General features: G+C 33.3%; 19 protein-coding genes and 1 pseudogene. 10 read left to right on the top strand and 10 right to left on the bottom strand.

The window, feature by feature from the left end; all coding sequences use genetic code 11:
* Positions 1 to 27 precede the first annotated feature (27 nt).
* The 5 genes and pseudogenes from THENA_RS07465 (at position 28) to THENA_RS07485 (ending at position 8,656) form a co-directional block, all read left to right on the top strand.
* Positions 28 to 3,216 carry a helicase-related protein gene (locus THENA_RS07465; protein WP_052296109.1) on the top strand — a complete coding sequence of 1,063 codons (3,189 nt, stop codon included), beginning with the start codon at positions 28 to 30 and terminating at the stop codon, positions 3,214 to 3,216.
* Positions 3,213 to 6,539: an Eco57I restriction-modification methylase domain-containing protein gene (locus THENA_RS07470; RefSeq protein WP_013756794.1), complete on the top strand. Its 3,327-nt coding sequence runs from the start codon at positions 3,213 to 3,215 to the stop codon at positions 6,537 to 6,539. Before THENA_RS07465 ends, THENA_RS07470 begins: the two co-directional genes overlap by 4 nt.
* 34 nt (positions 6,540 to 6,573) lie before the next feature.
* A pseudogene (locus THENA_RS07475) lies at positions 6,574 to 7,581 on the top strand (DUF3644 domain-containing protein).
* A 384-nt stretch (positions 7,582 to 7,965) separates the two neighbouring features.
* Positions 7,966 to 8,445, top strand: coding sequence for an MORN repeat-containing protein (locus tag THENA_RS07480; protein ID WP_013756795.1), 480 nt, complete (start codon positions 7,966 to 7,968; stop codon positions 8,443 to 8,445).
* Positions 8,446 to 8,449: 4 nt separating this feature from the next.
* The gene (locus THENA_RS07485; protein ID WP_041437989.1) at positions 8,450 to 8,656 is read left to right on the top strand and encodes a hypothetical protein; all 207 of its coding nucleotides are present in this window, start codon (positions 8,450 to 8,452) and stop codon (positions 8,654 to 8,656) included.
* Between the two features lie 151 nt (positions 8,657 to 8,807).
* On the opposite strand, the gene THENA_RS09940 is transcribed toward THENA_RS07485, so the two are convergent.
* Positions 8,808 to 8,960 carry a hypothetical protein gene (locus THENA_RS09940; RefSeq protein WP_013756796.1) on the bottom strand — a complete coding sequence of 51 codons (153 nt, stop codon included), beginning with the start codon at positions 8,958 to 8,960 and terminating at the stop codon, positions 8,808 to 8,810.
* Between the two features lie 151 nt (positions 8,961 to 9,111).
* On the opposite strand from THENA_RS09940, the gene THENA_RS07490 reads away from it, so the two are divergent.
* From THENA_RS07490 to THENA_RS07505, 4 genes are all read left to right on the top strand, one after another.
* Positions 9,112 to 9,483 (top strand): PepSY domain-containing protein, encoded by a 372-nt coding sequence (locus THENA_RS07490; RefSeq protein WP_013756797.1) that lies wholly within the window; start codon positions 9,112 to 9,114, stop codon positions 9,481 to 9,483.
* A gap of 82 nt (positions 9,484 to 9,565) precedes the next feature.
* Positions 9,566 to 10,234 carry a response regulator gene (locus THENA_RS07495; RefSeq protein WP_041437991.1) on the top strand — a complete coding sequence of 223 codons (669 nt, stop codon included), beginning with the start codon at positions 9,566 to 9,568 and terminating at the stop codon, positions 10,232 to 10,234.
* On the top strand, positions 10,231 to 11,556 hold the full coding sequence (locus THENA_RS07500; RefSeq protein WP_013756799.1) for a sensor histidine kinase: 1,326 nt from the start codon (positions 10,231 to 10,233) through the stop codon (positions 11,554 to 11,556). The genes THENA_RS07495 and THENA_RS07500 overlap by 4 nt, the downstream gene beginning before the upstream one ends.
* 210 nt (positions 11,557 to 11,766) lie before the next feature.
* Positions 11,767 to 12,618, top strand: a complete 852-nt coding sequence (locus THENA_RS07505) for a DNA adenine methylase (protein ID WP_013756800.1) — start codon at positions 11,767 to 11,769, stop codon at positions 12,616 to 12,618.
* 14 nt (positions 12,619 to 12,632) lie between these two features.
* On the opposite strand, the gene THENA_RS07510 is transcribed toward THENA_RS07505, so the two are convergent.
* The 6 genes from THENA_RS07510 to THENA_RS07535 form a co-directional block, all read right to left on the bottom strand.
* The gene (locus tag THENA_RS07510; RefSeq protein WP_013756801.1) at positions 12,633 to 13,283 is read right to left on the bottom strand and encodes a 7-carboxy-7-deazaguanine synthase QueE; all 651 of its coding nucleotides are present in this window, start codon (positions 13,281 to 13,283) and stop codon (positions 12,633 to 12,635) included.
* Positions 13,283 to 13,639 (bottom strand): 6-carboxytetrahydropterin synthase QueD, encoded by a 357-nt coding sequence (gene queD, locus THENA_RS07515; RefSeq protein ID WP_013756802.1) that lies wholly within the window; start codon positions 13,637 to 13,639, stop codon positions 13,283 to 13,285. The genes THENA_RS07510 and queD overlap by 1 nt, the downstream gene beginning before the upstream one ends.
* Positions 13,640 to 13,692: 53 nt before the next feature.
* A complete protein-coding gene (locus THENA_RS07520) occupies positions 13,693 to 14,559 on the bottom strand; it encodes a damage-control phosphatase ARMT1 family protein (protein WP_013756803.1) in 867 nt (288 codons plus the stop codon).
* Positions 14,543 to 14,908 (bottom strand): HEAT repeat domain-containing protein, encoded by a 366-nt coding sequence (locus tag THENA_RS07525; RefSeq protein ID WP_013756804.1) that lies wholly within the window; start codon positions 14,906 to 14,908, stop codon positions 14,543 to 14,545. Before THENA_RS07525 ends, THENA_RS07520 begins: the two co-directional genes overlap by 17 nt.
* A gap of 28 nt (positions 14,909 to 14,936) precedes the next feature.
* Complete coding sequence (locus tag THENA_RS07530; RefSeq protein ID WP_013756805.1) at positions 14,937 to 15,635, bottom strand: Bax inhibitor-1/YccA family protein; 699 nt, start codon at positions 15,633 to 15,635, stop codon at positions 14,937 to 14,939.
* A gap of 125 nt (positions 15,636 to 15,760) precedes the next feature.
* Positions 15,761 to 15,991 carry a hypothetical protein gene (locus THENA_RS07535; RefSeq protein WP_013756806.1) on the bottom strand — a complete coding sequence of 77 codons (231 nt, stop codon included), beginning with the start codon at positions 15,989 to 15,991 and terminating at the stop codon, positions 15,761 to 15,763.
* Between the two features lie 136 nt (positions 15,992 to 16,127).
* On the opposite strand from THENA_RS07535, the gene THENA_RS10265 reads away from it, so the two are divergent.
* Entirely contained in the window at positions 16,128 to 16,355 is a 228-nt protein-coding gene (locus THENA_RS10265; protein ID WP_407635126.1) for a SemiSWEET family sugar transporter, read from the top strand.
* A 1-nt stretch (position 16,356) separates the two neighbouring features.
* On the opposite strand, the gene cobA is transcribed toward THENA_RS10265, so the two are convergent.
* Genes cobA through THENA_RS07555 form a run of 3 tightly spaced genes read right to left on the bottom strand, consistent with a single transcriptional unit; the run spans position 16,357 to position 19,320 of the window.
* The gene (gene cobA, locus THENA_RS07545; protein WP_013756808.1) at positions 16,357 to 17,859 is read right to left on the bottom strand and encodes a uroporphyrinogen-III C-methyltransferase; all 1,503 of its coding nucleotides are present in this window, start codon (positions 17,857 to 17,859) and stop codon (positions 16,357 to 16,359) included.
* Between the two features lie 19 nt (positions 17,860 to 17,878).
* The gene (locus tag THENA_RS07550; RefSeq protein ID WP_013756809.1) at positions 17,879 to 18,451 is read right to left on the bottom strand and encodes a UbiX family flavin prenyltransferase; all 573 of its coding nucleotides are present in this window, start codon (positions 18,449 to 18,451) and stop codon (positions 17,879 to 17,881) included.
* Between the two features lie 20 nt (positions 18,452 to 18,471).
* Entirely contained in the window at positions 18,472 to 19,320 is an 849-nt protein-coding gene (locus tag THENA_RS07555) for a UbiA-like polyprenyltransferase (RefSeq protein WP_013756810.1), read from the bottom strand.
* Between the last annotated feature and the right edge of the window lie 11 nt (positions 19,321 to 19,331).

The following is a 19,331-nucleotide window of genomic DNA, read 5'->3' on the forward strand; positions in this document are numbered from 1 at the left end:
AACAAATATCTAAATAAGTTTAAAATTATGACTAAAAATTACATTATAAGGGGAATTAAAATCAATACAGACCTAACCTTTATTACAAACGAAAATGGACAAAGCCTACTTGAGCGCTTTAAGGTGTTGATAAAGGACGCTGAGTTTTTTGATTGCTTGGTTGGGTATTTTTATACGAGCGGATTTCATAATCTATATGAAGCCTTTGTAAAAACAAAAAGGATTAGGATTTTAATTGGAATCGGCACGGATAAAAAAACACATGAGCTTATTAGATCTTACCATCACGTAAAAGAAGTGTATTCAGATGAAGTAAAAGAAGAAATAGAGGATTCAGAAAACAAATATGAAGTAGAAAAGGGAATTGAGCTTTTTAAAGAGTGGCTCAAATCTGGCAAAATTCAGATTAAAGCCTATCCTGAAAGGAACTTGCACGCAAAGCTATATATAATGAGCTTTTCTGAAAGCGACAGGGATGCAGGACGAGTCATTACAGGTTCAAGTAATTTCAGCCAGTCTGGCTTGTCCAATAATTTAGAATTCAACGTCGAGCTAAAAAATGTTAGCGATTACAAATTCGCGAAAGAAAAATTTGAAGAATTATGGGAAAACTCAGTCGATGTAAGTGAAGACTATATTACAACTATCGAACAAAAAACATGGCTAAGAAATGATATATCCCCTTACGAATTATTTTTGAAGTTTTTGTACGAATATTTCAAACGTGACCTGGAAGAGTCAGGCGAGCTATATAACCTAGAACTTCCAAATAATTTTTTGCAGCTTGAATACCAAAAGCAGGCGGTCATAAACGCAAGGCGCATACTGGAAGAATACGGTGGAGTCTTCTTATCTGACGTGGTGGGATTAGGAAAAACCTATATGGCAGCAATGCTCGCTTCACAGCTTGATGGCAGAACGCTAATATTGGCCTCTCCTGTTTTAATTAACCCAAAAAATCCTGGCTCATGGGTAAACGTGTTCAGGGAGTTTAACTTAAAATTTGATACAGAATCTATTGGCCAATTAAAAAGGGTAAAAGAAACGTATAATCTTGATAAATACAAAAATATAATAATAGATGAGTCTCACAAATTCAGAACTGAGGACACAGTATCTTATACCCTCCTTTCTGAAATATGTCGCGGCAAAAGGATAATATTAGTTAGCGCAACCCCATATAACAATTCTCCACAGGACATTTTATCTCAGATAAAACTATTTCAGAGCCCTCGAAAAAGCACGATTCCAGGCATAATAGATTTAGAAAGCTTCTTTAACAATCTGAAAAAAAAGCTTAAAAGCATAGATAAAAAAGAAAATCCTGAAAAATACATCGAAGCAGTTAAAGAAAACGCATATCTAATAAGAGAAAAAATTTTAAAATATCTTATGATAAGGCGAACAAGAAGTGAAATAGAAAAGTATTTTCCTAAAGATTTAGAGAAAAATAAGTTAAAATTTCCTCAGGTAAATGACCCAATAGCGCTCTTTTATGAGTTAAACGATGAAGAAAACAAAATTTTTGACGAAACTATAAGGTTAATAACTAAACAAATTAGCTACGCAAGATACACCCCGCTTCTTTACTTAAAATCAAAAGATCTATCAATCATCGAAAAATATGGTCAGCTAAACATGGGCACATTTATGAAAGTGCTACTTGTAAAGAGGCTGGAGAGCTCATTTCACGCATTTCGTCTGACAATAGATAGATTTATAGATAACTATAAAAAATTTATAGATGAATTTAAGAAAGGCAACGTGTATATAAGCAAAAAATATACAAATAAAATATTCGAATATATAGAAAATGACGACGATGAGGCTATCCAAAAGTTAATAGAAGAGGATAAAGCTGAAAGATATTCAAGCGATGAATTTGAGGAAAGATTTAAAGAAGATTTAGAAAGAGATTATGAAACTTTTTCCAAAATAAAAACAATGTGGGGAAGAATTAGTAGAGATCCAAAACTTAAGAAACTTCTTGAACAATTAAAGACAAATAAGATTTTAAAGGATAAAAAGTTAATAATATTTAGCGAATCCAAAGATACTGTAAATTATATTGCAGAAAAAATTGAAAATGATCTTAATAAAAAAATACTAGTATTTAGCAGCTCATCAAGCGAGAAAATAAAAGATATTGTAATAGAAAACTTTGATGCTAATTCAAATAATCAAAAAGACGAGTACAACATTTTAATTTCTACTGAAGTATTGTCCGAAGGCGTAAACCTTCATAGGTCAAACGTAATTATAAACTACGATATTCCATGGAATCCCACAAGAATGATGCAGCGAGTTGGAAGAATAAACCGCGTCGGCACAAAATTTGACGAATTGTTCGTTTTTAACTTCTTTCCTACTCAGCAGTCAAATGACCAGATCAAACTTCAAGAAATAGCCAAATCAAAGATAGAGGCATTCCTGACCTTATTGGGTGACGATGCAGCAGTGCTAACTGAAGACGAACCAATAGGATCACATGAATTGTTTGGAAAATTAACTTCAAAGACCACAATTACCGGAGAAAGCGAAATAGAAGAAAGCGAATTAAAATACTTTAGAATTCTTCAAGATATTAGAGAAAAGAATCCAGATTTGTTCCAAAAAATTAAATATCTGCCAAAGAAGGCAAGAAGTGCAAAGATAAGTCATAAAAAGTCAGGTTTACTTACATATTTTAGAAAGGGAAAGGTGGAAAAATTTTATCTTGCAAAAAGAGGCGAATCAACTGAATTAGATTTTATGAGCGCAGCATCTCTCCTGGAAAGCGCACCAGAAGATCTAAGAGTAAAATTACCAGAAAATTTTTATGATCTTTTAAACTTAAACACAGAGCAATTTTCACAAACTTTAAATAGCACTGAACCCATGCCCACAAGAAGAGGCAGGGATAAATCTCTAACCATACTAAGATACCTTAAAGCAATAGACAAAACTCCTCTTACCGACACACAAGAACAATATATAGAAACTTTGCAGGAGAAATTAGAAAATGGCGAAATCCCTAAAAAAACCTTAACTAAGATTTTGCAATCTATAGAAAACCTAAAAGAACAAAAGGTAAATTCTTTAAAAATTCTGGGTGCAATTCAAAGCGCCTTGCCAGAAAGGCTATTAAAAGAACACTACTCAAGCTCTTCATCTGATGAAGACATCTCAAATAAAACAGAAGTAATTTTGTCTATGTATCTAAAGGAGGGGCAATGAACGAAAATCTATTCAAAAATTTAATAAAAGATACCTTTGAAGATAGATTTGAAAAAACTAAATTTATAAAATTTTTAGGAGCACTTCTAAAAGAATTTGAAAAGGATAATTTCAGATATGTCGGCATTTATGTTAGAGAATGTTTTAAGCCATATATTAGCTCTTTAGAAAGAATTGGCAAATATAATGATGGCAAAAAAGAAATAGATCTATTAATAGTTGAACTAAAAAGTGAAACCTCTCTACTAAGGGCAAGAACTGCCCAGAGAAATTTTATCAGATGGTATCTAAACGGCAGTAGAGGCGGAAAACTTAAAGATGCAGCGCTCGTTGCCTTTGTGTCGCCAAATCAAGAAGATTGGCGCTTTTCCTTAGTAAAAATGGAATACAGGTTTGATGAAAAAGGCAATGTAATAGAAAAGCTTAGTCCAGCAAAAAGGTTTTCATTTCTAGTAGGAAGAAATGAAAACAGTCATACAGCGAAGTCTCGCTTTCACACTTTGGTCCTTTCTGACAGAAAACCGACACTCGACGACCTGGAAGAAGCTTTCAAAGCCGAACGGGTAACTGATGAGTTTTTTAAAGAATATAAAAATCTATTTATAAAAACAGTAGATGAAATAAAAAAGAGAATTGATATTGACAAATCCCTAAGAGAAGAATTTGAAATCAAAAATATAAGCGTTGTAGATTTTTCCAAAAAGTTACTGGGTCAGATTGTTTTCTTGTATTTCTTGCAAAAAAAGGGTTGGCTGGGAGTCTCTAAAGATAAAAATTGGGGTGAAGGGGATAAAAATTTCCTCCGTTCACTATTTAAAAGGTGCATCGATGAGAAGAAAAACTTTTTTAACGACTACTTGGAATATCTATTCTACGATGCCCTAAATAATGAAAGAAGCCATCAGGCAGATCCTAGCTGGCATGAGCGTCTGGGCTGCAAAATACCGTTTTTAAACGGCGGCCTCTTTGAACCTTTTAGTGACTACGACTGGAAAAATATAGATCTATTGATACCAAACGATCTATTTTCAAACAATAATGAAGATGGAATCTTAGACGTATTTGATCTATTTAACTTTACGGTGAAAGAAGACGAACCGCTTGAAAAAGAGGTAGCAGTAGATCCTGAGCTTTTGGGTAAAATCTATGAGAAGCTCAACGCAATAAGAGAAGACAACTTTGAAGAATATAAAAAGGCGCTTAAGAGCAAGGGCTCTGAAAACAGGTTTAACAAAGAATACGGGGTCTATTACACTCCAAGAGAGATAGTGCACTTTATGGCACAAAGCGCCCTTGTTGAATATTTGTTTGAAAATCTTAAAAGCATATCTCAAAATTTAAAAAGTCTAAAAGAAGATATAGAGAACTTTATCTGTCACTCTGAACACTTTATAGAAAATGATAAAACTGCAATGGAAAAAGAAGAAAGAATTGAAATGGGCGAACAAAAAACCTCAATATACAATTCAATGATCCCTGGTTTTATAAAAGAAAACGCTAAAACAATAGACAGACTTTTAGAAGATATAAGAATATTAGATCCTGCTGTAGGATCTGGAGCTTTCCCCATAGGCCTTATGCACGAAATCGTAAAGGCAAGAGAAATTTTAAGTCCATATATTGATGATACAGATAGAACCGCATACAACTTCAAGTGCCACTCTATCCAAAATTCTCTATATGGAGTAGATATAGACAAAGGAGCCATAGAAATTACAAGGCTAAGATTCTGGCTGTCTTTAGTAGTGGACGAAGAAGACCTTACTCAGATAAAGCCTCTTCCAAACTTAGACTACAAGCTGGTATCAGGCGATTCCTTGTTAAATATTGAGAGAATTTTATATAATTATAAAGACTTTGATAATTTAGAAGCTCTTAAAAAAGAACATCAAACAGAGACGAATTCAGATAAAAAGAGAGAATTAAAAAAACAAATCGATGAAGAGATCAAAAATCTTACAGGCAAACATACAGAATTTGACTTCGAAGTTTACTTCTCAGAGGTAATGCGTGGCGGTGGCTTTGACATTGTAATTGGAAACCCGCCGTATATACAACTGCAAAAGAATGCAGGACTACTTGCAAAAAATTATAAAAACTTTAATTACAAAGTATTTGACAGCATGGGAGACATATACGCTCTTTTTTATGAAAAGGGCATAAAGTTATTAAAGAAAAATGGACATCTTTGCTTCATAACCTCAAACAAGTGGATGAGAGCAGGTTATGGAAAAAAGCTAAGAGAGTTTTTTACAAAGTATAATCCAAAGATATTAGTTGATTTAGGACCTGGAGTATTTGAAAGCGCAACAGTAGATACAAATATCTTGCTCGTTCAAAAGAAAGAAAACCAGAAAGAACTCGTTGCTACTACATTACAAAAGGAAGATAAGGGAAACATATTAAACGCTATAAAAGAAAGAGGAGTAATCTTAGATAAGCTTTCTAAAGACGCTTGGTTCATAGGAAGTAGCGCTGAACAAAAGCTAAAAGAAAAGATAGAAAGAATTGGAAAACCGCTAAAAGACTGGGATGTAAAAATTTATCGTGGCATTTTAACAGGCCTAAATGAAGCATTTATTATAACTACAGAGAAAAGAGACGAAATACTTAAAAATTGCAATACTGAAGAAGAAAGAGAAAGAACAAGTAAAATTATAAGACCAATTCTTCGAGGAAGGGATATAAAAAGATATTATTATGAGTGGGCGGGGTTGTGGCTTTTATGGGTTTATCAAGGCATAGATATTTCAAAATATCCAACGATTTACAATTATTTAAAACCTTATAAAAACAGATTAGAATTAAGAACAGGAGGGGCTAAAATTGCGGGCGATCCCAATACAGTATCTTACAAATGGTACGAATTACAAGTAGACTCTGCATCGCATATATCCGAGTTTGAGAAAGAGAAGGTGGTGTGGCAAAGAATTACACAGGCACCAACTTTTTGTCTCGTCGAACCAAATGTCTTTGTACTTGATAGCATGGCTTTTTTTACAGGTAATAACTTAAAATACATTATGGCAGTTTTAGATTCCAAATTGATATATGAATATGTTTCAATGATTGTTCATCAATATGGTTTTACTGGCTTTAGACTTTCCAATCAATATGTTGAAATTATGCCCATTGCTCCCATAACCTCATCAAATCAAGAAATAGTACAAAATATAGAAACACTTACAAGTAACATTATGGCTGCTAAGAAACAAAATCCACAGGCAGATACGAGTGAATGGGAGAAAGAAATAGATCGCTTAGTTTATAAACTTTATGAATTAACCGAAGAAGAAATAGAAATTATCGAATCAGGAAAATAATTATATGAGAAGAGAACCTTGTATAGTAAAACAAATGCTTCAAAAAGCTAAAGATACTGCACTATTAGCAATTGAATATTATAACAAACCTGCCGTTTCCTTTAAATCTGGAGGTTTCATCGTTATGATATGTATTAGCTGGACTTCGCTATTTCACGCATATTTTTTAAAAAACAAAATAAAACCATTTTATCGTAAAAATGAAAAAAGTATAAAGCCAAGATATATGTATATAGAAGAGAAATCGCAAGATGGTAAAGTTACAAAATATAGAAAATGGTGAGATCTAAACAAATGTTTGAAAGAATTTTTTAAAATTAATCCAGATGTTGCCGTTCAAAAAAATATTGAATTTTTATCAGGTTTACGAAATTTAATTGTACATAGCTACTTACCAGAATTAGATGCATCAATATTCGGTGAATGTCAATCAAGTGTTTTGAACCTTAATAGCTATTTAGATAAATACTTTGGAGAAAAACATAGAATTGATACATTTTTATCTTTTTCTATTCAGATTTTTCAAAGTCCAAAAAATTTTATAGAAGCATCAAAAAAAGAATTAAAAAAGAAAAATGCAATTGAAATTGTTGAATTTATAAAAGCATTTAGATCGACATTATCAACAGAAATCTGGGAATCTGGACAATTTTCTTTTAAAGCAATATTAATACAGGTTGTGAATCACGAAAGTAGAGATACATTACCAATAAAATTTATAAATGAAAGAGATTTAACAGAAGAACAAAGACAAATTCTAAAAGATGTTGGAATTGTTTTTACTAAGTATAAAAATGTAGATGCAGTTCCCGAAAATTTTACATTAGACTATAAAGTATTATGCAACAAATTAAAGGAAGATATACCTAATTTTAAAATGAATCAACAATTTCACAAGTTTAGAAAAGATATAATTAATGGTAATCCAAAATTAAAACATACCAGAAGATTAGACCCCAAAAATATCAAAAGTCCTAAAAAAGATTTTTATGATTACAAAATAATTGACGAATTTAAGAAAAAATACAAAGATATTACATAATAACTTGTTATGCATATGAATAAAAAAATTAATAAATTAATTCCATACTTCTAAAGTAAAACTCAATTTTCAGACAAAAAATTTAGAAAAAATTGAGCGGCCAACTTTTAAACTCTACAATTTAAATTTATAATACCCTTCCCTTTTCGTTTATATTTTGTTAACTTTTTTCATAAAAATTTTTTATTTGAGATTATGCCCATCTTAATTTAATCTTTAGCCAAAACCAATTTAAGAAATAGACAATATTGTCTACAAAATATATAATTTTAAGTAAAAAATAAAAATAACCTGAAAGGAGAAAATGAAGTAAGTCAACTATTATACAAAGCCATTAAAAAGTTCAATTCGATTCAGAGAGCATTATTATTAGGGTTATGTATAGTGATTTGGTTAGCAGTTTCTGCAGACAATTCAGCAGCGCAAGGGACAGAACTTTGTGGAGTTGATCCTACAAATGGTGCAAAAATTTGCATTATATCCGGTGACAATAGTGCTTCATTAGTTTCAGTAAGCTGGTCAGGGGCGGTAGTAAATGGAATGGCAGATGGTCCAGGAAACTTAACCTGTGTCTATAAAATTCCTGATAAAGAGACAAAGGTTCAAGGCAGCGCAGAAATGAAAGCTGGTAAGCTAAATGGCAAGGCAAATCTTAAATGGTCAAATGGATATTCATACGACGGATACTTCCAAGACGGCCTGCGAAACGGGCAAGGTGTATTCAGATGGCCTGATGGCATAGTTTATGATGGTGAATGGAAGAATGGAACATATGATGGATATGGTGTTATGAAGTTTGCCATGAGGCTCCCTCAATCCCTGACGCTCACAAACTGGTCACCTATGACTATCGTGTCTGGATGAAATGATGAAAAAATATCCAGTATATCAAATGGCAGTACTTATGACTTACAAGTTAATTCAGGGCAATGGCTTTGAGAACGTTATCTATTTCTATCAACTCCTTCATAGCGGTGTACCGGTAAACAAGATTTTTCTGACAGCTTTTAAAGTGCCAATGTCCTACTTCTTAAATGATGTGAACGAATATTTTGCCAGCTTGCGAAGCACATAACAAAAAATATGATATTTCGGATTTAATATTTAGTTCTTTTTCTGGATAGAGCTTCTGCTATTACCCCACTCACCAATATGCCTATCCTCCTCTTTTCTTAATCCATCAACAAATTTAATTGGATCTTCTATTTCTTCTTGCCATTTACCCTTTAGATTAAAGCCTCTTTAATGTTCATCTTTTCTATGTATTCAGACAAAGCTTTTCTCACTATGTCGCTAAAATTTGCTTTAGGATTTATGTGTTTAATATCTTTAAATATTTTTTCATCAATCATAATTGTTTTTCTGATAATACTATTCATAACATCACCTCAATTATCATATTATTTGATAATATTACAACAACATATTAAGTCAAGTCTATTTATAAAAAACTCCCTTTTACTCGTTCATCTTCCGTTAATATTCGTTCGTGTATAGTTCTTTACAAGAATTAAAAAACGGAGGTGTGTTATGAACGGTGTAAAAAAGTTTACAGTTTTAGCAATTGGAGGACTATTACTGACAACTTCAGCATTTGGAGTAGCAAAAGCTGATCAGCATGTAACAGGATCTATCAAGATTACTCAGGATAACGAGGCAAGCTATGCAGATCTGTCGCGCACAACAATTGATCAGGCAGTGTCAAGTGCTCTTTCAGCCCAACCAGGAAAGGTTATCAAAGCAAAGCTTGAAGATGAAAACGGCACTTTGGTCTGGAATGTAGACGTCGTGTCCAACAACCAGATGTATGAAGTAAAAGTAGATGCAAAGGATGCCAAGGTTTTAAGCACAGGAATAGATCAGGTAGATAACCAAAAAGAAAGTGTTGAAGAAAGAGATTAATTTTTTTGGGGGGCTTTGTCCCCCCTCTTTATTATTTATTTATTTATTGAAAATTCTATAAAGTTAAGTTAATATGAGCACAATGAGACTATTGATAGTAGAAGATGAAAAGACTCTTGCGAATTTAATAAAAAAGGGCTTTGAAGAAGAAGGTTATGCCGTAGATGTCACATACAACGGCGAGGATGGTCTTTTTTTTGCAAAAAACAATATTTATGATGCCATAGTGCTTGACATTATGCTGCCAATTATTGACGGCATTAGCTTATTGAAAGAGTTAAGGGAACAAAATATTTCAACGCCAGTTATCATACTTACAGCTAAAGACTCTGTAAAGGATAAGGTACTCGGTTTGGACAGCGGCTCTGACGACTACCTTACAAAGCCATTCTCTTTTGAAGAGCTGCTTTCCAGAGTAAGGGCTTTGATAAGGCGAAGATTTGCAACATCCAGCCCAATAATAAAAATTTCTGATTTAGTAATTGATACTGCACAAAAAACTATCAAAAGGGGCAATAAAAGAATTGATCTTAGCGCAAAGGAATATGCTCTTCTTGAATACTTAGCCTTAAACAAAAATAAAGTAATAAGTCGCACATCAATAATCGAGCACTTATACGATGAAGATTTTGATTTATATAGCAACGTTATAGATGTATTTATCAATAGAATCAGGAATAAAATTGACAAAGATTTTGACAAAAAGTTGATTCACACATATCGTGGCATTGGTTACAGCCTAAAAGAGTGAATTCTATAAAATTTAGACTATTTATATTCTACCTTATCATATCATCTATAATATTTGGGATATTAGGTACTTTTTTGTTCTTTAGTCTTAAAAGTATCGTTCTAGAATCAATTGATAATGCTCTTATTGTAAAGTCTAAGGCAATAGCTACTCTTATAGACGAAGACAACGGCATAAACTTACAGTTTTCTGATGAGATTCTAAAAGAATATTCAAAAAACTCAAATCAGTATTTCCAGATAATTCAGAACTCAAAAATTGTAGAAAAATCTGAATCCTTAGGATCTGATAATTTGCCTATTGTAGGTTCGGCAAAAACTTTCTACTTTAAAAATAGAATCCTTCGAATCGTACCATACAATATAACTATAAATAATGAACATCTTTTAATAGAATGTGCTCAAGACATTGAAAATAGAATAGATTTGCTCCAAACTTACTTAAGCGTACTACTTTTATCAATTTTTGGGGCAATTTTATTGAGCGCTTTAGGTAGCCTATTTATCGTAAACATAATGCTCAAGCCAATTAAACAGATCTCTTACACAATAAGTAAACTTTCAGAATCTAATCTATTCCAGAGCCACATCGACGAAAATGTAGTAGATGAACTCAAGCCTCTTGCTATTTCTTTTAATAGAACGTTCAAAAAACTTGATAATGCTTTTACTAAACAAAAACAATTTGTCTCAGACGTCTCTCACGAATTAAAAACTCCTCTTAGCGTAATAATGATGGAAACAGAGATTTCGCTCAGAAAACAACGAAGCATACAAGAATATATTAATACCATTAAACAGATTAAAGAAAGAGCCCAACACATGAAAAGCATTATAAACACTCTGTTCAAGCTTATAAAAATAGAAAACACACAGCTTCTGGAGAAGAGAATTCTTGATATACAAGAAATAATTCATAAATCAGTCACACTATTAAAAGATCAAATAGAAAAGAAACGTTTAATTTGCAACATACAAGGCAATACATTTTTGATTGATGCTGATGAAACGCTAATTATGGAGGTCTTTTTAAACCTTATAGACAATGCAATCAAGTATAATAGAGAAGGCGGCACGATAGATATTTTCATTCATCCAGAAAAACGCGTAGAGATAGTCGATAGTGGTATCGGAATACCAAAAGAATCGCTTGAAAGGGTGTTTGACAAGTTCTATAGGGCAGATCCTTCCAGGTCAAAAGAAATTGAAGGTTTAGGACTGGGCCTAAGCCTTGTAAAGGAAATTTTAGATCTGCACAATGCCAGGATTGAAATAGAGAGCACGCCCGATGTGGGAACGAAGATTTTGCTTTCATTTTACTGAGAACTTCAAGTCAGAAAAGAAGGTGGAATGGAAGAAAAAATGAGAAGAGTTACTATAGAATAATTTATTTTATACAATTTATAATTTACAAACATATTACTCACTTTTTAGCAATAAAAAGATTGTTAATTTCTTGCATTATCAGTAATTCTTGAGATTTTTGTTTACTAAAGCTGTCAAAGATAAATTTAGAAAATAAAATGAGGTGCTATGCCAATAGTTTTAGAAAAAGAAAATTATAAAGAAAAACTAAAGGCTCATCCGATTGTTAAATGGGCAGGAGGGAAAAGGCAGTTAATTTCGATAATTAAAGAAAACATGCCCAAACATTTCAATCGCTATTTCGAACCTTTTATAGGAGGCGGCGCTGTTTTCTTTGAAATACAACCTGAAAATGCCTACATTTCTGATACAAATGAAGAATTGATAAATTTATACAATGTAGTAAAAAATAATCCCCTACAGTTAATAGCCGATTTACGCAAACACATAAATACGAAAGAATATTTCCTAAAAATTAGAAACGCTGACAGGAATGCAAGCTATAGAAATTGGTCAGATGTCCAAAAGGCAAGCCGCTTTGTTTACTTAAATAGAACTTGTTTCAATGGGCTCTATAGGGTTAATAGCAAGGGTCAATTCAATGTACCTTTTGGAAATTATTCAAACCCAAAAATTGTTGATGAAGAAAATATTCTCAATTGTTCGAAAATTTTAAAAAATACACAGATAAGTTGTAAAAATTTTGTTGAAATATTAAACTACGTAAAAAAAGGCGACTTTGTCTATTTTGATCCCCCATATCTTCCTTTAAATAAAACGTCAAGCTTCACATCATACACAAAAGAAGGATTTAACATTGACATGCAGTTTAAGCTCAAAGCTGTTTGCGATGAAATTGACAAAAAAGGCGCAAAATTTTTACTCTCCAATTCTGATACGGAAGTTATAAACGAGCTATACAAATCATACAATATTAAAAAGGTCTTTGCATCGCGCGCTATTAATTCAAACGCAAAAGGAAGGGGCAAGATAACAGAGGTATTAATTAGAAATTACTGAATAATCCAAACCCCCTACAAAAGCCCCACAACCTTGTGCATCTGAATTGAAAATATCAGATCGCCCAATAATTTTTCGTCCCTCTCCCTAATAAAGTTTACAATATCTAAGATCTTTTCTCCCTTTGCATCCAGAGGGCTAATCGCAAATTGAAAAAGACCGTACATCTTTGAAAGGATTTGAAAAACAAATTCAAGATCCTCTTTAGAGTTGTCCACTACTAGCTTCACTATAACCCTGTGCTCTATCCAGTTATCTATAAACTCCTCAAATGAAGGCATCCTGTCCATCATCCCAGAAGACGGACCCTTGTAGTCCACCACCCAACCACAATCGGACGAATAACCACTTGGTAAGAATATACTTCCATTAGTTTCTATCTGAACAAAGTGATGTCTCTCTATCAAGCGATCTATCAACTTGAGAGTTTCTTCTTGAATAAGTGGCTCTCCCCCAGTAATGAGCACCTTATGGTTTTTGCACCTATCTATAACCTCATCAATTGAAAGCATATATTTAGCTTCAATGCTCTGAGAATCCTTTGTATCGCACCATCTACATCTCAAATTACACCCTTGAAGCCTTACTATTGTGCACCAGGAACCCTGAGGCATAAATCCTACTTCCCCTGATATGCTTTCAAATATAGAATGAATCGCTATCACTATACAGATATCTCCACATAAGATGTTTCTGATTCCCAAAGCCTTACAAATTCTAATTTTACGCTTTCAGGTACAGAATCTTTTAATTCGTTTAATATCCACTCACAAACCTTCTCGGCAGTGGGGTTATATATAATATCGTTTAAGTATTTGTGATCCAATTTAGAAATTATCCTTTCTTCTACAATATTTTTAAGGATTTTAAAATCTATTACCATAGAGTTTTCTCCAATAGGTCCAGACACTGCGACTCCTAACCTGTAAGTATGCCCATGAAGATTGGCACAATCGCCTTTATAATCTACTAGCTTGTGTGCAGCAGAAAAGCTAAATTCCTTATAAACCTTTATTCTCATTATTCACACTGTCCTTTCTTCAAGAAGCAATTTTGGAACAAAAAATTTTTCAGTTATTTCTTATATTTTATAACGCTACTTCCTATATCAACTCCAAGTTCCTTTGCTATTATGTTACATTTTGCCATCAACATAAAGAAAATATTATGAAACTCACTTAATCCCTCAAAATTCCCCTGCCCTTTTGAAATTACTATATCATGTTCATTTATATATCTTCTCACTTCATCGCTTCTTCTTGAGGGAGCACTATTCTTTTCTCCGTTTGAAATCTCTAAGAATTTAACATTAGGAAGTTTGTCAATTCCTACATTACAAGCATCTTCCAACATTGTATCGTTTATTATAGGTCCGCTCTTTACTACAAAGCTAATTTGTTTAAATGGCCTATCTCTTGTTCTTAACATCTCTTCAATAAATATCCTGTCAAAGACTATCTCTCCTGCGTTGTCTGCAAAGTAGAGTAGTCTTTCAGAAGAAACTATCTTTTTCTTAAGACTATCAAAGTTATCAATAGCCAAATCTTTGTTCATTACTTCATTCACAGTGTTCTTAAGATCAAACTCATTAGAGGGACCAAAATCTATTATGTTTCCCGCAATAGCTAGCTTCGCAGCCGTATAAAGCCTATTTTCAAATTTTTCTCTATCCAAAATTTCTTTTAATTCAGGGCACATCTCAAGAGCAATTCTATTGCTTCTCTCTTTAACTTCTTTATATGGATCTGATAAGCCAGAGACCTCTCTTATAATAAAGTGAACCTCGTTTGCTAACTCATCAGGAGAAGTCTCCCAATCAGCATTACACAGAAAAAGCATCACTTTCTTTAATATCTTTGCCCGCAAGCTCTCATCCAAATCTTTTGTAGCAAAGAGAGCTTGTTTTTGAAAACAAACTATACAATCAAGATGTAATTTCATCTATATAGTTGTTCACAATTTTATTATTCTTTTGTCTTATCTTTTCTATTATCTTATTAGCTTCACTTGAACCAATTTGCTTTAAAGACTTGTATATAGCAATTAGCTCCAACGGATCGCTTGATTTGTTTGCAAGATCAGATAGTTTTGGCAAGGCCTTTTTTATGCACTTTTCTCCAACCAACTTAATAGATAACATTCTAACATCAAGTATTGGATGGTCTAAAGACAATATTATCTTATCATCATAAGAAACATTATCCCTCAAATCAGTTTTGCAAAAGGGACAGATTTCCAAATCTTCTGGCAACTCAGCTTTGCAGAATGGACAAAAATATTTTATAGCCAATTCCTAAAAATTTTTTAGTAATAAAAATTTAGTCTCTTCTATTTCCCATTATATTCAGCAGCATAAGAAATAGGTTTATGAAGTCCAAATATAATGTAAGAGCACCAAGTACTGTCTCTTTTCTCTCGTCAAAGAGGCCAGCAGCATATATCTTTTTAAGCTTTTGCATATCATATGCAGTAAGTCCCAAAAAGACAATCACGCCTACTACAGACAAAAGAAGCACCAAAGCGCTACTGTGCAAGAAAATATTTATAATAAAACCTATTATTATTGCAATAAGCCCAGCCATCATAAATGTTCCCATCTTAGTCAGGTCTGCTTTTGTTGTGTATCCAAGTAGAGCCATTACGCCAAAAGATATAGCAGTAACAAAAAAGGTAGAAGCTATGGAACTAGAAGTATAAATTACAAATAGCGTCGAAAAGGTTACTCCAGTTAAAGTAGAATACAATATGAAGATAAACTCTGCAACCTCAGCAGGGAGCTTTGTAATAGCAGCAGAAAGGGTTATCACTGCTGCAAATTGCAAAGCAATTATCCCATAAAACAAGATTGGGTTACTCAAAATAAACCTTAAAATTGAATCGTTTGATGCTACTAAATATGAAATCACTCCTGTAAACAAGAGCCCCAAAAACATCCACGTAAATACTCCTCTAAAAAATCCCGATACGTCAAGAGCAACTGTTCTACTCGTTAGCTCATCATTATATGGCCTATACATACCTTTCACTCCTTTTTTACTTATTCTAAGTACACTAAGCCCATTTTACATCTAAAAGGTTAAATTTACAATAAAAAAGGGCATTGACCAATTCTATGACCAATGCCCTTCGACTTCGAAAAAATTTATTTTTCTTCTTTTAACCTCTTTATCTCTTCCTTTAAGCTATTTATCTCCTTTATAAGTTCTTCGTTTGAAGTGCTACTACTAAGCACAGAGCATCTACTCATCGTTGGTCTAAAGAAGTAGAAAAGAGCAAAAACTAAAACTGCAAGGAAAAATATAGGAAACAGCATACCAAAAAACGGCATTCCATAAAAGCCGTGACCATAAAATCCTGGACCAGAACACCACATATATATCACCTCCATGATTAATATTATAAAATAGTTGACAATAAAAGTAAACTTAATTTTTATTTCACTTTTAACAAAAAATCTTTTAAGTTATAATATTCTTATGTTTGAAACATATCTTGGATTATTTGCCGGAATGCTTACAACTAGCTCTCTTGTGCCACAGGTAATAAAGGCATGGAAGACGCGCTCAACAAATGACATATCCCTCATAATGTTAGTTATGATGTGGATAGGAGTATTTTGCTGGGTAATATATGGCCTCTCTATATTCCAAATGCCAATAGTTTTGTGGAACTTTATAAGCTTTGTTTTGTTATCAGTTCTCCTATATTTTAAAAAAAGCTCCAAAAATTCCTATTAGCTCATTTTTTTACGTAGTCTATTAGAGCCTTTACCAATCCGTTTATGTTGTACTCTTCTGCCTGAGCCACTACATTAAATCCCAAATTCTTCGCTTTCTCAGAAGTAATAGGCCCAATAGACACTACTTTAGCTTTTCTAAGCGCTATATCTTTGTGCTCCCCAAGTGATTCATAAAAATACTCAGCTGTCTTAGAGCTTGCAAAGGTTATAAAAGTTTCTTTCTCGTCTTGAAAAACCTTTTCAACTTCATCCTTTAAAATTTTTTCAGGTTGTACAGAATATATGTGAAAATCATCTACCACATACCCTTTTTCCAACAAACCTCTTACTAGCTCATCTCTGCCTTCTTTTGCCCTCGGTATTAAAATTTTCTTAGGCTCATTAGTTTTTTCAATGCTGTCGACAAGGCTTTCAGCCACAAACTTATCAGGTACGATATCCGCCCTTATCCCATATTTCAAAAGTGCTTCACTAGTTCCATCACCTATTACAGCAATCTTAGATCTTATGCACCTGCTATCATATCCAGATCTAAACAGGTTTTCAAAAAAGATATCTACTCCCGTTGATGAACTAAAAATAATAAAATCATAACTACATAAGTTATTAAAAATAAAATCAAATTCGCTTTGATCGGCTATTTGAACACACTTTATAACAGGTATCTCAAATACCTCTGCTCCTTCTTCCTTTAACCTTTCACTTAATAGACTTGCTTTTATTCTTGATCTGGTTACTACAACTCTTTTTCCAAACAATAATTTTTTCTCAAACCATGTCAGATCATCTCTCAATTTTACGACATTTCCAACCACAAACAGTGCAGGAGGTTTGATTGAATTTTCTTCAGCAAGTTCTACTATATTTGACAAGTTTCCAACAACTACCTTCTGAGTGGGAAGAGTGCCGTTTTGAATAAGTGCACAAGAAATTTCTTTATCCTTTCTAACAGCAATTATCTTTTCTACTATCTTATCAAGCCTCTCTACCCCCATAAAGAAAACAAGAGTATCTGCCCCAAGAGAGTGCTCCCAATCAATAGTAGAGTCCTCTTTGGTAGGGTCCTCATGACCAGTAAAGATAGCATATGATGAAGCAACCTTTCTGTGTGTAACAGGAATTCCTGCATACAAAGGTACAGCTAAAGCCGCGCTAATTCCTGGAACCAATTCAAACTCTATACCCCTTTCTTTAAGATACAAAGCCTCTTCTCCTCCCCTACCAAATAAAAATGGATCCCCTCCCTTTAACCTGACTACCAACTTGCCCTCAGATGCCCTATCAGCAAGCAACTTGTTTATATCATCTTGCTTCATTGCATGTTTGCTCGATTCTTTTCCTACATAAATTTGTTCACAGCTTTCTGGAACCATCTGTAATAGCTCTTTGGGAATAAGTCTATCAAAAACCAGAACTTGAGCCTTTTTCAAAATATTCATCCCTCGTATAGTAAAGAGTCCATCATTCCCAGGACCTGCACCAACTAAAAAAACTTTTCCCATTTTTTACTCTCCTTAAAGTTTAAGATTTATTGTCACCTTCCCAGGGTTTTAAAAGTTCGCTGTCAATTCCTATCCTCTTTAAGGTCTTCGCTACCACAAAATCTACCATATCTTCTACTGATTTTGGTTTATTATAAAATCCTGGGCAGGCAGGCAAAATAATACCTCCTGCCATAGCAACCTTTTTCATATTTTCAATATGAATCAAGTTTAGAGGCGTTTCTCTAAAAACTAAAATTAGCTTTACACCCTCTTTGAGGGCTACATCACAAACGCGCTCCAAAAGATTTGAAGACAAACCATTGGCAACGCTTGAAAGCGTTGCAGCAGAACAGGGACAAACAATTACAGCATCTGGTCTTTGTGAGCCCGATGCATATTTGCAACTAAAATCACTTTCATCATAAAACTTTACATCGCCATGTCTCTCTTTTATCTCACTAATGTCAATACCTTCTTCATCCATCATCACAAGTCTTGCTGCCCTAGTATATATCACACACAAATCACATTCTCTTTTTAAAACGTCAATTATTTTTAAAGCATATCTAATGCCGCTAGCTCCAGTAATACCTATTACAATCTTTTTCAACTTTATCCACCTTAGTAGTATTATTTTATTAAAACAGAAAAAATTACAAAAAAAGCATATATAAATGAACAAATAGCGTTAACGTTGAAAAAAGCAACATCTATTTTAGAAAGATCGTTTGGCTTTACCAAGGAATGCTCATACAGCAAAAGGCCTGCAAATATAATTAAGCCTAGATAGTAAACGAAACTTATTTGAGCCAATATTCCTATTGGGCACAAAAAGAGTATGGTAAGGGAGTGAAAAAACCTTGCCACATATAAAGAATTCTTCTCGCCTATTGCAACAGGTATAGAGTGGAGTCCTTGTTTTATATCATATTTTAGATCCTGAAGAGAATACAAAACGTCAAATCCTGCAAGCCAGAAAACTACAGCAAACATCATAAAAAACGGGACTAAACCAAAATCATTTCTCAATGCAATCCACGCTCCACCAGGTGCAAGACTTAGGGCAAGACCTAAAACTATATGACTTAGTGCAGTAAATCTTTTCGTATATGAATAGAAAAAAACTATAAAAAGTGCTACAGGAGACAGCAAAAATGTCAAATTTCCAAGAAAGTACGAGGTTAAAATAAACATTGCCGAACAAAAACATACAAACAAAAACATATCTTTTCTTTTCACTGCACCCTTTGGAATAGATCTCTTTGCGGTTCTTGGATTGAATTTGTCAATATTTGCATCTGCAAATCGATTAAAGGACATAGCCGCAGCCCTTGCAAACAAAAGTGCCAATATTATAAGAATTAATTTATCAATTTCAGGAAAACCATTTGAAGCTATAAATGCAGAGGCTAATAAAAAGGGCAGTGAAAAAACAGTATGTTCCACTCTTATATCGTTGAGAATGTTCGTTAGTTTCAATATAAATTGAT

The organism is Thermodesulfobium narugense DSM 14796 (assembly GCF_000212395.1).
Taxonomy (GTDB): Bacteria; Thermodesulfobiota; Thermodesulfobiia; order Thermodesulfobiales; family Thermodesulfobiaceae; genus Thermodesulfobium; species Thermodesulfobium narugense.